Annotated in this window: 12 protein-coding genes; 2 read left to right on the top strand and 10 right to left on the bottom strand. The window is 39.9% G+C overall.

Going from position 1 to position 14,577, the window contains the following annotated elements:
• The coding region (locus ABUA47_RS09135; RefSeq protein ID WP_349831558.1) for a hypothetical protein at positions 1–793 on the top strand (793 nt) is incomplete at its 5' end.
• On the opposite strand, the gene ABUA47_RS09130 is transcribed toward ABUA47_RS09135, so the two are convergent.
• From ABUA47_RS09130 to ABUA47_RS09095, 8 genes are all read right to left on the bottom strand, one after another.
• On the bottom strand, positions 777–3,164 hold the full coding sequence (locus ABUA47_RS09130; protein WP_349824520.1) for a SusC/RagA family TonB-linked outer membrane protein: 2,388 nt from the start codon (positions 3,162–3,164) through the stop codon (positions 777–779). The genes ABUA47_RS09135 and ABUA47_RS09130 overlap by 17 nt on opposite strands.
• Positions 3,165–3,253: 89 nt before the next feature.
• Positions 3,254–5,815 carry a GH116 family glycosyl hydrolase gene (locus ABUA47_RS09125; protein WP_008665498.1) on the bottom strand — a complete coding sequence of 854 codons (2,562 nt, stop codon included), beginning with the start codon at positions 5,813–5,815 and terminating at the stop codon, positions 3,254–3,256.
• Positions 5,816–5,842: 27 nt separating this feature from the next.
• The gene (locus tag ABUA47_RS09120) at positions 5,843–7,252 is read right to left on the bottom strand and encodes a sugar porter family MFS transporter (RefSeq protein WP_035449987.1); all 1,410 of its coding nucleotides are present in this window, start codon (positions 7,250–7,252) and stop codon (positions 5,843–5,845) included.
• 14 nt (positions 7,253–7,266) lie between these two features.
• Positions 7,267–8,052 carry a glucose-6-phosphate isomerase family protein gene (locus ABUA47_RS09115; protein WP_005823648.1) on the bottom strand — a complete coding sequence of 262 codons (786 nt, stop codon included), beginning with the start codon at positions 8,050–8,052 and terminating at the stop codon, positions 7,267–7,269.
• Entirely contained in the window at positions 8,045–9,808 is a 1,764-nt protein-coding gene (locus ABUA47_RS09110; RefSeq protein ID WP_016272607.1) for a class I mannose-6-phosphate isomerase, read from the bottom strand. The genes ABUA47_RS09115 and ABUA47_RS09110 overlap by 8 nt, the downstream gene beginning before the upstream one ends.
• Entirely contained in the window at positions 9,792–10,751 is a 960-nt protein-coding gene (locus tag ABUA47_RS09105; protein ID WP_005823650.1) for an ROK family protein, read from the bottom strand. Before ABUA47_RS09105 ends, ABUA47_RS09110 begins: the two co-directional genes overlap by 17 nt.
• Positions 10,748–11,311 (bottom strand): glucose-6-phosphate isomerase family protein, encoded by a 564-nt coding sequence (locus tag ABUA47_RS09100; RefSeq protein WP_009037083.1) that lies wholly within the window; start codon positions 11,309–11,311, stop codon positions 10,748–10,750. Before ABUA47_RS09100 ends, ABUA47_RS09105 begins: the two co-directional genes overlap by 4 nt.
• A 182-nt stretch (positions 11,312–11,493) precedes the next feature.
• Positions 11,494–12,378, bottom strand: a complete 885-nt coding sequence (locus ABUA47_RS09095; protein ID WP_016272606.1) for an AraC family transcriptional regulator — start codon at positions 12,376–12,378, stop codon at positions 11,494–11,496.
• A 187-nt stretch (positions 12,379–12,565) separates the two neighbouring features.
• Between ABUA47_RS09095 and ABUA47_RS09090 the strand changes: the two genes are divergently transcribed.
• Positions 12,566–13,456: a YitT family protein gene (locus ABUA47_RS09090; protein ID WP_005823655.1), complete on the top strand. Its 891-nt coding sequence runs from the start codon at positions 12,566–12,568 to the stop codon at positions 13,454–13,456.
• Here ABUA47_RS09090 and ABUA47_RS09085 read toward each other — a convergent pair.
• A complete protein-coding gene (locus ABUA47_RS09085) occupies positions 13,443–14,102 on the bottom strand; it encodes a DUF3256 family protein (protein ID WP_035449988.1) in 660 nt (219 codons plus the stop codon). The two genes, ABUA47_RS09090 and ABUA47_RS09085, sit on opposite strands and share 14 nt — an antisense overlap.
• A complete protein-coding gene (locus ABUA47_RS09080; protein ID WP_005835425.1) occupies positions 14,099–14,569 on the bottom strand; it encodes a GAF domain-containing protein in 471 nt (156 codons plus the stop codon). Before ABUA47_RS09080 ends, ABUA47_RS09085 begins: the two co-directional genes overlap by 4 nt.
• Positions 14,570–14,577 lie beyond the last annotated feature (8 nt).

Below are 14,577 nucleotides of genomic sequence, written 5' to 3'. Positions count from 1 at the left end.
TCATAATCTGACCAAGGGCATCACTGGCTCCAGGCATATACATCATGCAGACATCAGTCATTCCATGGGTGTGATTCTCAAGAATGTCTATGAGAAACAATCTGATTTTGTGGAGTTTACAACACTCCTTGGCAAGAAACGATTGCAGTATCATCTGACCGACAAGGCATACTTGCTGCCTCCCAATATGAGAACTATATCACGGTTCATGAATATGTCTTCATGGGTGTTCTGGGGTAATGAAATGCTTGACTGTTATGACACGCTACCAGAGAAAATGCAGGAAGCGTATGCCTTCATAAAGGATTATGAATCTCTGCTGAAGGAACTGCAGGCTGTACTTTGTGCTGTAAGACACGTCGAGGCCATCTGCAAGAACGAAGGCTTCTCGATTATGACGAGCAGGAAGTGCAAGCTCCATATCATTACTCATGTCTTAGGAAATGCACATTCCAGACAGGTACATGCTGGTATCAAGATGCTTGAATACTTCAATCGGGAAGAAGCACTTCTCACTGCTAACATGAGCATCAATATATCATCCGACATCATTGAATCTACTTTTGGCATCTATAAGAGCAAAAAGTCACCGAACAAGCTGTACGGTGTAACGTCTTTTGTTCTGACGATACCGTTATATCCAAAAGTCTCGAACGAATCCGTTACAAAAACAATTAATTTCAAAGAGCGCATTGTAAATGTTAAACTGAAGGACATCAGTACTTGGTCAATCGAGCATTTGTCCAAAAACTGGGTTACAGAACGAACCAAAACGCTTAGGAAAGTGAGCTAAAATTGGTACAACAAACTGGACACCCTACTAAATTAGTGAAAATAGAGCCAAAGCCTGTAGAATGAGGTAAAGTGCGATTTGTCAGCAAATTATCTGTGGTACGATTGAAATAATCAAAGATAAAGTTTAACCGATTATTAAAAAAGGAAATATCAGTACCGATATCAAATGTCTTAGACTCCTCCCAACTCAAGTCTTGATTTGCCATAGTTCCCATAGTGATACCTGCATTACCTAAATATTTAGATCCTACACTATAACTACCTTGAGCCGTATAATCCCCCAAGCCTGAAATATTACCATTTACTCCATAGCTGGCACGCAATTTCAGACGCATTAGATTCTCAGGCATAAATGACCAGAACTTTTCTTTATCCACATGCCACCCTAATGACACGCCAGGAAAAAATCCCCATTTGTTGTTCGTACCCAAATTGGAAGCACCGTCATATCTTGCAGATACAGAAATCAAATATTTATCCTTATAATCATACCCTATACGAGCAAAAATACCTTGCATAGATCGCTCTGTAATAGAACTACTCACACTTACAGGAACACTTGAGGCATTCAAAGTAGGAATCAAATCAGTAGAAGCACCTCTACCAGCAGCTGCTAAACGGGCCTCTTTCCTAAAATAATAAGCATAACCAGCTGTTACATTCAAATTGTGTTTTTCATTGAAAGATTTAACATAGTTGAATACAGCATCTGCCTGATATTGCCGCCATTTGTAAGTATCAGCATTTGCATTTCTTGTAGTTATATAATCTCTCGGTCCATTCCAAAAAGCATCCCAAAAAGTATAGTTATTACTGTTCACTTCAAATAAAGAAAGAGCTGGTTTGAAAGACAATCCTGGCAATATAGTCCAATCTGCATCTACTCCTATTGATAAATTCTGATAGTCATACTCTCTTTGTGCCTTGTTCATATGATATACAGCATTTCCCAGATACTGGGCAGCTCCTGGAGCCAGACTACCATCTTCAAATCTGAATTTAGTGGTAGGTGAGGCAGCCGGTGAACGATAGAATGTTGCATCTGCAGCTAATGGAGAACCATACGTAAACGAGTTTGAATAAGTAGTTCTAGCTGAAATTTTCAAATTATCCCGTGCTTGCAAAGAACCATTCAAACTAAAATTATACCGTTTATATGAAGTTGTAATAACAGTTCCTTCATTAGTCATATACCCTAATCCCATATTAAAGGTAGCCTTTTCCGTTCCACCTGAAACTTCAATATGGTGATTATGAGAAAAACCAGTACGATAAATTTTATCCTGAAAATCAGTATCTGAGTATAACAATGTCTTACTCGGATCTACTGGATCTGGCATTGATTTCCACCCTTGATCTAATTTATAGCGATTCTCATCAGTCAAGTATTGAGTAGAGAAGGCAGTATTATTAGTCAGATCATTTCCTGTTCCATAACCTAAATGTCCTATCAATCTTTGTTCGGTAGCTTTTCCAAATTTCGCTGGTGAAATCATACCTTTCCTCATAAGGGTCAAAAATTCTTCAGCATTGGCAAATTCATATTTTTTACCAATATCAGAAATTGTCAGATTATATCTATATTCAACTCTGGTTTTACCGGCCTTCCCCTTTTTAGTAGTAACAATTACAACACCATTTGAACCTTGGGCTCCATAAATAGAAGTAGCAGCAGCATCTTTCAGAATTTGGATGGATTCAATATCTTCCGAAGCTATATGAACCATATTCGCCCTCATAACACCATCAATAATATATAGTGGAGTAGCACCATTAGGATTATTAATGGAAGTACCACCACGGACTATAATACGAGGTTCTGCACCTGGTTGCCCTGAAATACTTTGCACACGTACACCAGACACTGTACCTTGTAAGGCTGAAGCTGCATTTGCATAGGGTACATTCTTCAAAGCCTCTTTATCAAGCTTGGTCACAGATGTCGTAATCTTCTCACGAGACTGAGAACCATACCCAATGACTACAACTTCCTCCATTTGGGTGGCATCCTCTACCATCACTATTTTATAGTTACTCTTATTGGCAGATACCTCTTGAGTTTTCATTCCCAAATAAGAAAATAACAAGGCACGACTATCAACTGGAATACTAAAACTAAAATTTCCATCCAAATCAGTAACAACACCTAATGAAGTTCCTTTAACTTGTACAGCTACCCCCACCAATGGTTGTCCATATTCATCCATCACATTTCCTTTTACTGTTTTCTTTTCTGATTGATTAGTGGATAATACAGACGGAGTATCTTCCGATGCATATACACTTCCCACACTCAAAACAGTAAAAAGGAAAATATAAAATGCCCAATGTAATATCCTGCTATTAGATTTAATGTCTATTGTTTTCATTTTTTTTGATTATTTGTGTTTCAAACTATTATTAGATTCACCACTGTATAATTACTTTCTTCTTATTTCCATTATTCCTCCTTTCTCTATCAATTAACAAAATCTGTTTCTATGTCAGAAACAAAGCACTTTTTCACATCAATCTTCCCATATTTCACCTCAATGAAAGGTTTACCATCTTTTAGACCAACATTACCAAAACCTGTTTCCGTCGACAAAAAAGACGTAAAATCATCACCTATCCTTGAATCAATATATAAAGTAGAATCCACTGCATCATACTGTATTCCAGTCAAAGCTTGGAGCATAGCATAACTAGACATTGCACGGGCATACCATGCCCCACATTCATATTCATTAAATGGGTTACGTACTCTTCCATCATACCGATCACGACAAGTACGGACAATATCAAGTCCTTTCTCAACCTCACCTTCAAACATCAAATGAGAAGCCACTTGATATTCAATACCTGTCCATACCTCATTGGAGTAAACAAAAGGAAGTTGTAACTTTCCTCCTTTGGGCCATGAACATAATAATAAGCCTCCTTCATCACCTAAAGCAAAAGTCGAGCGCTGAGGATTTACATGTTTTCTGAGATTCCTCTTTAAATTATATTTATGAACAGACAATAAATGACTTAATATTTTCTTTCTATCTATAGCCTCGTCCAGTCCACAGACCAAAGAAAGCCATGCTCCTACTACTCCATCAGATAAACAGCCTTTTCCGTATTGATATTTCGGCCCTTCCTTTTCCAATAAATCCAAACCCTCTTTCGAATAATTAGAATTGACAGACTGTACTTTCGTCGGATCAGAAGCCTGCAACTCCTTCCAACGAATATTTTGAATAAAATATTCACCGTCGTACAATTGATTTTCCATGTAGTCAATACTCTTATCTAGCAACTCTCTATATTCTGTCATATCTTTCTCCAAATGTTCACCCATAGCAACAAATGCTTGTAATGCGCCAGTATAGTAACTATTAATCATACCACTAGGCCCCCAAAATTCAATGTCATAAGTATTATGATGAGGTTCCTCTATAACACCTTTCCTTTTAGGATCCCACGTATTAATGCAATAATCAAGACTATTCTGTACGTATGAATAAATCAACTTCAACCATTCGTCATTACCATATATATGCCAATCACGGTATACTTTCATAATACCACCTAACTGCCCATCAGCTGCTGCATGAAAATTATGTCTGATGGGTCGGATAGGAAGTGCAGAGCGAAATGCTTGGTGCCCATTCTTAGCTTGACTAACAAAAAATTCCGTTTCCCTCAGTGTTCTTTCCATTTTAGGAAACAAATGAGGTATAGCTTGAGCATAATTCCAAACATGTGTACAAGAACCATAGCAAGAGCCATATTCATTACCGCAACCTTCCCAATTCCACATCCGACCATCGTATTGCCGAAAAATCGTAGGTGATTTTAATATAGTAAGATTAGCAGCAACAGCTTCAACAACTTCAGCAGGCAAAGTTGTAGCATAAAATGCATCAGTAAACAGCTCTGTTTTTTCTTTCAACGTATTATAATTTTTCATCCAATAGTCTGCGACTTCCTCTATATTTGCAAATCTACTGCTATACCAGGGACGGTATTTATCGGACAACTGAATGGAAGTATCAATATAGCCTGCGGGCTCTCCTCTTTCATTAACTACAGGTACGATAGGTACATCTACATCATCAATCGGTTCCAATCCCTCACGAACTAATGAGAAAGGAACGTACCATGCCATATATAAACGGATTGTCTTTGACTCTCCCGGTTGCAATCTAAACGGTACATACAAGGAAGCTCCGGGAGCATCCGCCATATTAGCAGGATTTTCTTTAATTACCCCACTGCTCATCTCATTCCAGCACATCGTGAATGAGTCAAAAGACCATCCTCTAAACCAACAATAATTAACCTTAGTTTCCGGTTCATCTGTAAAGATTGCAAAATCAGCCTGATGAAACGGCTGCGTTTCTGTTCCTTTCTGTGATATTATAAAACCATTTTCAATTGGCCTAATAGATGCTCCTCCATTACGAATATCTACAAAGTTCTTTGAATTATAAGAAAATATGGCTTCTACTTCTTTAGCATATTTATTTTTAAACGTATATTCAAAACCAGCAACTGGAAGCCCTGAGTTATTTTCATCTGTAGGAATAAATGGATTCCAAACCTTCATTGTCACGTCCATCTTCAGTTCATCGTCACTCATTCTCAATTTGGCAAAAGGGAATTTTACTTCAAAATCACAATCTTTAAATCGAGGTAATCCCCACGTGCCGCCGTATCCTTTTGTTGACTGTGGTTGGCCAAATTTTTTCCAATCCGGTACTTGTCCTTCCACAACAATACTACCATTATCTACCCCTTTCAAATATAATCCGGCAAACATTGTCGGTTCATTCAACATCTCAGTTTTATGCCTAATATTCATATTAGAAATTGCACCACTACCTTCTACACAAAACATTCCCGTCCCCAATCCCCCAATAGGGAAAGCAATCCTGCTCGTATACTCTCCCGTATATTTTTCATTATAATCACGTACTTCTTCCATACTGGAGCAAGAAGCCCATAAACACAAGCAGATACATAGACCTAAAAAATAAAATCCATTTTTCATATATCATTTTTTTAATGATTTATTCCTTCAACATTCTCTATTTTTTCTCCATTTCTGTTCAATCTCCTCCAATGATAACCCTTTTGTCTCCGGCAAGAATAAATACCCCCATACCAAACCCAACACGGCAATAAATCCATAAAGAAAAAATGCACCTGCCGGATTCTCAGAAGTCGTTTGTCCAACAACAATTTCGGTACCTGGTATAGAAAAAAAATCTATAATCTTAAAGAAAGTAAAGGAGACAATGCAATTAAATATCCATACAGCCAATGAACCTATCGAAGTCCCCAATCCCCGTACTTTCTGCGGAAATATCTCGGAAATGACCAACCATCCCAAAGGTCCAATACTAATTGCAAAAAATGCAACATATCCAAACATAAAAATGACCATTAACCACCTTCCGATTTCGCCCAACTGATTAGCATAAATAAAACAAGCACTAAGGCACAAAACAGAAAAGGCAATTCCTGACAGACCAATAAAATACAACTTTCGTCGTCCGATTCTATCCACTAAATAAAGAGAAATCACTGTAAATACAACATTTACAATTCCAATACCTACAGAAGCCCAAATAGCAGAGAGTGTACTTTCAAATCCTGCCATCAGGAAAATCTTCGGACTATAATAAATAACTGTGTTAATACCTACAAACTGTTGAAAAAACATAATACAAACAGCAATCATTAGAGGAGTTCTCAACCAAGGCTGCATCAAATATCGCCATCCTACCGCACTATTCCTATCTTTCTCTATTTCCACCTCCATTTGTCCAATTAAATCATTTACTGTATTTTCCGGTTCTATTTTCTGCAACACTTTCCTACATTCTTTCAACCGTCCTTTACTCAACAGCCACCGAGATGTTTCAGGCACAAAACACATACCTACCAGTAATACCAAAGCCGGTACGACACCTGCCCAAAACATCCATCTCCAACAATCCAACTTGTTTTCATCAGCCCAAAAGGTATCTGACATGTATGAAAGTAAAATACCTATTGTAACCATTAACTGAAACATTGAAACCAGACGTCCCCTGGATTTAGCTGGAGCAATTTCTGCTATATACAATGGAACAGTAAATGATGCCACACCTATAGCTATACCAAGAAACAGACGAGAAAAAACCAAGCTCGTCAAATCCGTTGCCAGTCCTGACCATAACGCTCCCACTGCAAATATCACAGCAGAAACCAATATGATTTTTCTTCTTCCAAATATATCAGATAAACGCCCACAACATACAGCCCCCAACATAGCTCCCAACAAACCAGCCGCCGTAATCCATTCAACATCATTATTATCTATTCCCCAATCTGACTGAAGAAATGGAATCGCTCCTGAAATTACCCCAGTATCAAAGCCGAAAAGCAATCCTCCTGTTGCTACAACTGTAGCTATTAAAAATATTATATGTCTGTTTTTCATATTAAACTTATATTTTAGGGTTCAAAACTTATCCAAACTTCCTTTTTCACTGACGGATTCGGAACATATAAGAAAGTATCCGGAGCATCTTCAAAAATTTTATAAATGGATTTACCTTTCCCAATACCTAAATCATGATACTCTCTTGGAGCCTTTCTTACCAGTTCCGAAAAATGATAGTTTGTATTTCTGATCCACTTCAATCCATCACCCTCAAAAACAGGATACCATGCAATACCTTTATGACGACGAATCTCAGCATATTCAAAACCATATTCACGGTCACACCATGCACCAAACACAAGAGATTCATCTGCATTCGTACTAATGGTAGCATGTACCCAATATGGAGGGACCACCACCACATCGCCAGGCTGTGCATAAACAGCATAACACCTCCCCGGTTCATCTGTAGCCGACTCTTGCATGTAAATGACCGCCTCTCCATTCCATATCTCATAAACCTCTGGAGTGGACCATTGACTAAAAGGTGAGACCTTATGAATATGTCCCTGACTGCGAATGGGTTCCATTCCCAAACTTCCTTTGGCATAAGCCACTACTCCAAAAAGCAAATGCTGTTTTTGCAAAAGCGCTTTATGAACAGTCTTACCCACATCCATAGCTATAGAATAGACAATATCCGGTCCTTCACATTTCGGATCCAACAAACTAGACCGGATATCATCCAACCACCGGTTTTCTACTGTCGGGCCAAAAACGTCCTTACCATAAATAAAACCTAACGGATTTTCTGTTATCCCTATATCAATCCCCTTATCAAAATTATCTTTATGCATGATGTCTTACAAAAGCTTTAATTGTTCCACATTCCATTCCTTCAGACTCCCCATAAGGTTTTATTGTATATTCCTTTATGGCAGCAGGAATAATAAAAGTTTCCGCATAATGGACAACAAACGGAGAAAATTGTCCTATAGGACTTTCCACTATCACCGAACGTCCCTCAATCAGATTCAGAACATTAACACCCGACTCATTCTTATGCAAAACTTTGTCCGTGAACCAATGTCTTCTTGTTTCTATAAATTCCCATTCATGAAGTCCCGTCTTTTCTTCACGCCAAGAATCTCCTTCACCAATAACAGAGACCTTGTTTATCAGTTCTTCTTTCACCCAAGACTCCGTTCTATTCCATTGTATCACATTAGCCCCATGAGCTATATTAATCGGACGCGGTCTGCCATCCAGTCCCATCCGTCCCCAATCCCACAACTTAAATGTAAAGATGTATGGGGTTGCACTAATCTCAAGTACCATGCTATTCCTTCCCGAACAATGTACCGTACCAGCCGGAATTAAAAAATGATCATGCTTCTTTGCCGGATAAATACCTACATACTTCTCCACTTCAAATTCACCAGTCCTTTGCGATTTTTCCAATTCATCAAGCATCTCCTCCGGTTTAATATTATCCTTCAAACCCAAATATACAGTTGCCCCCTCCTTAGCATCCAAAATATAGTAGCTCTCATCCTGCGTATAATGCATCCCAAATTTCTGTTGTATATATTCAGTCAAAGGATGAACTTGTAAGCTTAGATTGCCGCCTTCTATCGTATCAAGAAAGTCAAACCGTATTGGAAACTCATCACCAAACCTGCCATACACAGCATCACCCAATAACTGTCGGGGATAAGCAAAAATCAAATCAATTGACGGTATTTCCACTTTCTCATCCCCAAAGGCCAACAACAGACTGTTTTCTTCAGGTACACAGTCAAAACACCAAGCATAATTAGGCATCGTCCGTTCTAAATCGCAAACATCTTTCATCCACTGTCCTCCCCAAGGCCCCGGATCAAAAAAGGGAACTACACGAAACGGACCATTTACCGCTTTCTCCAATCCCTCAAACATCGCTTTGCCTGTAATCATCTTAGGATGATTGCGCCGGTTCGTATCCAAAACATAATCCACCTTTGCCATCAGCATCTTTTTGTGCCTATCGCATATTCTCCAATCTACGAAAAAAGCTCTTTTATACTGCAAGGAGGTTCGTTCTTCTTTATTGTTGACACCTATATTTGATATTTCATTTTTACGGAATCTGGACTGTATCTCCCATCTTGCCATATCGGCATAAATCAACAAATCAGGATGTTCACAAAGATAGGCCGCACCAACCCCATAGACTATTACAATACCAGACTGCAAATCTTCTATCTGTTGCCGGATACCAGTAACTTTATCGAAATCAAAAAAACATTCCATTGTATACCGGGTCAGATAGCCGAATAATTCATCATCGGTAATATCAGGATAGAAAAAATCATTGATTTTCTCTTCCGGCAACATCGCACTATCTGTATGAACAAATAAAGCATTATTGAACCTACCGGCAAAAGCATTACGTATATCATTCTCAAACACTCCTTGATAGCACTCAATCGCAACCACTTTCAACGGCTTCTCCAGTACCTTCAAACGTTCACTGATACTATCGGTAATGGCAAACCAACCGGAAATACAGTCATCCGAATTATAGGACACCTGCACAAAAGGATATTTATCGTAATTAGCAGAATACTTCATCTTTTATCTTTTTTCTTAAACAATATTCCAAACCATACAAAGCTGCATAATCTCCCAAGCTAGAAACTACCACAGATACTTTTGCACTCGGAGTCCAGGCAAACTTTGACACCCGTTCCTCGATATAAGGCACTATCACTTTATGGCTATTCATGATTCCCCCTCCAAGTATCACCACTTCAGGATCATAAGCATGAATAAAATTTATAACAGCAGCTCCCCATATTTCAATGCATTCATTTCGTACCAATAACGCGTCTCTATTTCCTTGTTCCGCCAATTGGAAGATTTCTTTAAAATCATAATTCTGAGATGACATTTTAAACGAAGGAGACAGGCAAGCATGATCCTTTATAATTTTATGAAGGAAGAATGAAGAGGACAAAGCCTCCACACACCCCTTGTTTCCACAAGAGCATAACCTTCCTTTGTAGTCTACTACAAAATGGCCACCCAACGAACCTGCTTGAAAGTGCTTTCCATACATTACCTCACCATTCATAATGACTCCCGATCCTATGCCCGTACCAATAGTCATCATAACAACGCTATCATATCCTCTGCCGCTCCCATATTGCCATTCTCCAATTGCTGCAAGCCGTGCGTCATTATCAATGTAAAAGGGGGCTCCCCAATGTTCATCCGCCCATCTATCCAAATCAAGCTCCACTCCATCATCATATTTTTCATTCGTAGATATAATAATGCTTTTTTTATTATTTACTAGCCCTGGAAAAGCTATACCCACTCCAAAGAGGCGCTTCACACCATTTGAATTTAGCAGGAAATCAATTGCATTTTCAATCTCCGGCAAACTTGCTGTCATATCCAAATCTTGACGAGAAGGCATTTTTACATAGTCTACCAGTTCTCCATTGCGTAAGAGACCGACTTTTGTAATGGTTCCTCCCAAATCTACAGCTATGATATACTTCATATTCATATTTCTATCAATTGGGGATTGCCATTCACACACTGTAAAGATGCAGAAAACCCGTTCTCCAAAATCACTTGATAATCATGTCCTGCGTCCGAAGGCCAACAAGCAGCGAATGACAGAACAGAATATCCTATATTTGCCACACGATGGGCCACCCCTCCAGGTATATAATGAAGACTACCCGGAAACATCCGCTCACTCCAAACCCTTCGGTTCTGATCCATCATAATCAATCTGCCTTCACCTTCCACTCCCCAATAGTACTCCCCACGATTCATATTGGCATGAAAATGTCCTTTGGTCATGAAATACTCATCACCAACCTTACCTGGATAAATTCTCGTGATTCCGAAATAGAGTCCCCCAGGCGTTCCTTCTTCAACCGGCAGATGACAAGTCACCTCATACAATAAAGTATCAGGAGACATCTGTTCATAAGCCTCACAATTATGAAAAACACCTCGTAAATCAGCCAAAGTCTTCAAACTCCTCTTCACATTTTCACCGATCAAAGAATCCTTTATAAAGAGCAAAGGCGACTCATTTGTTCTCTTATCATTCATCAGCATCATACTTTTAAAATCTTATATTGCAAAAGTACGCTGATATGGAACTCGCTCTTTCCTCTATATTTTCCGATAATTATGGTATTTTACCATTATTCGCAGCAAATGGATAAAACCTTGCAAAAAAAGTAGAAAACCAAGGCTCTAACCACCAAATATTCAATGATAAAATAGTAGAATCAAATGGCTTGTTTAGCCTTTACTCCAAACTGCTTTTGGAACTGCGACGGGGACATTCCTGTCACTTTTTTAAATTGGGATATAAAATTAGATAAGTTAGGGAATCCGACTTCCCCACTGATAGTAGAAATCTTCATTTTGTTTTCCAGTAATAGTTTTTTCGAATAACCGATACGCATTTCGTTCAGATATTCTACAAAGGTTTTCTTGGTCCTCTCCTTGAAATAACGGCAAAAAGCTGTCGGGGTCAATCCAACCAAAGTCGAAACTTCTTCCAACCTAATGGAAGTCGCAAAGTTCTTGACGAGAAACTTGTATACCTTATTAAATCTCTCAAAATCTTCTGAATTTACAGAATTCGTAAATCCCACTGAGGCCAGTAACTCATACTCAGTCGATGTGGCCATCAGCTCAAGAAGTGTTAAAAGATTCGTTACCTTCCGAACCCCTACATCATTCACCGAACTCCTTATAAACCGGGTTATCTCTAATTTCGAATTTCCGGTAAACTTCAGTCCACGCCGTGATCTCTCTATCAAATCACGAATATTATTCATTTCTGGTAATCTGATAAAATTCGGATCAAATATCTCACGTTTAAAGAACAGACAGATACACGTAGCACGCAAACCAGACTCCTTATCAAAATAAGCATCATCATTACGCCATTCATGAGGGAGATTAGGGCCAATCATACATACATCCCCCTCCTCATACTGTTCTATGCAATCCCCGACAAAACGAGTTCCTATACCTCTAGTTATATACATTATCTCTATGGCCGGATGATAATGCCAAGGTACAATGAAGTGCGGCAAGTCTTCTATATAATAATGTATATGACTGTCTATTGGGAATGGCAGATCTTGGTAAAGTGGTTTCATAGTCATCTAAGTCAATAATCACCGTTAATTATAAAAGCGAATATAGATAATTATTTTATCAAAGCAAGCTATTGTATGTTAAAACTCATAGTAACATCAAAATATAAATATCAATCTTATACTCAAACAAACAAATGATATCTTTTGTATCTTTGTCCCCGCATTTTCACAACCACATAAAATTATAATGAAAACAATAGTAAATGTTCCCTCCCGACAGAACACCATGCGCGAACTGCGGGATTATCTGATGATTGCCCTGGGTATGGTCTTATATGGTATCGGCTGGACAGTCTTCCTGCTTCCCAACGATATTACTACCGGTGGCGTACCGGGCATTGCATCCATCGTATATTTTGCCACTGGATTTCCCGTCCAATATACGTACTTCGCCATCAATTTTCTGCTTCTATTGCTTGCCCTACGTGTGTTGGGATGGAAGTTCAGCGTAAAGACAATCTTTGCCGTATTCACCCTGACCTTTTTCCTTTCCATTATCCAGAAACTGACCGAGGGTGTTGTCCTCCTGCACGACCAGCCTTTCATGGCTTGTGTCATCGGTGCCTCCTTCTGCGGTAGCGGCATCGGCATCGCCTTTTCCAACAACGGCAGTACTGGCGGCACGGACATCATTGCCGCCGTAATCAACAAGTACCGCGACATCACGCTGGGCAGAGTCATGTTGATATGTGACCTTATCATCATCTCGTCCAGTTACTTTGTTCTAAAAGATTGGGAAAAGGTGGTGTATGGCTACGTTACTCTATACATATGCAGCTTCGTGCTCGACCAAGTGGTGAACAGTGCCCGCCAGTCCGTACAATTCTTTATTATCAGCGATAAATATGAGGAGATAGCCAAGCACATCCAGGTATATCCTCACAGAGGTGCAACGGTCATCAACGCCTCGGGCTTCTATACGGGAAAAGAGATAAAAATGCTGTTCGTGCTGGCCAAGAAGCGGGAGTCCACCATCATTTTCCGGCTCATAAAAGACATAGACCCCAATGCCTTTGTATCACAAAGTGCAGTCATCGGAGTCTATGGAGAGGGATTCGACAGAATCAAAGTGAAGTAGAGGATTTCTCGAACTTCCCTTGATTCCAAGTATAAACAATAGGACGGCGGACAAACGGTTTCAGTTTCTCCGCCGCTTCTTTACCCATGTAATCGGTCGTGGTAAAAGTGAATGCCAACGTGGCATCCTTCGCAGAAAGGTCCGCTTTCATCAGCAGCATGTCGGCCTGGCGACGGGCATCCTGATACTCATAGACATCCACCGTATCCGCGGCCTCAGCGATAAAATCATCCAGAACGGGCAATGCCGGCAGGTAGGACGAAGCAACCAGCTCCTTCCAGTCTGTCGTATAGAACTTGACATGGCTGTCGCAAGCCGGAGCACAAACCGTAGATACCACACAAACCACTTTCGTGCTGTCGTTGACAGGCAAGAGCTTCATCTGCCACGAGCTCTGGGGAGTCATCTTCACATGTATATAATCCGGGGCAAGTTCCGTCATTTCCGATTTACCACCAAAGCTGTTGGTCACCTCAGCTTTCATCTTACTTTCCAGAAAGTCTATAAAATCCGCACGGTTCACGGCACTAAGCAACGGACATATAGAATCCGGCATATTCTTAAAACACGTCTTGGCTTCCTGGGCCTGCAAATACCCCCATCCGATGAAAGCCAAAATCAAAAAAGCACTCAGTTTTCTTATCATAACATTTTAATCATTTCTTCAAGGAAACGGGCATCTGTTTCATCAAAACCGCCCAAATCGTCACTGTCAATATCCAATACTCCCCACACTTCACCGTCCTCACGCTTCAGCGGAACCACGATCTCCGAACGCGACAGCGAGCTGCAGGCTATATGTCCGGGAAATGCATCCACATCGGGCACAACCAACGTCTCGTCTTTATCCCATGCCGTGCCGCAAACACCACGGCCTTTCCTGATGCGCGTACAAGCTATCGGTCCCTGGAAAGGTCCTAACACCAATTCTTCACCCTTCACCAAATAGAAGCCTACCCAAAAGAAATGGAAAGTCTCTTTCAGCGCCGCCGAAACATTCGCCAGATTGGCTATCAAGTCATCTTCACCTGCCAGCAGATTTTTCAGTTGAGGAAGCAAAGCGCGATATTTCTCTGTCTTGCTACCAGCATTTATATATAGGTCTTCTGCCATATATCTCT

Origin of the sequence: Bacteroides sp. RTP31139st1_H2_RTP31139_211217 (genome assembly GCF_040227615.1) — a bacterium.
Lineage (GTDB): Bacteria > Bacteroidota > Bacteroidia > Bacteroidales > Bacteroidaceae > Bacteroides > Bacteroides uniformis.
This window is presented reverse-complemented; position numbering and strand designations above follow the sequence as displayed.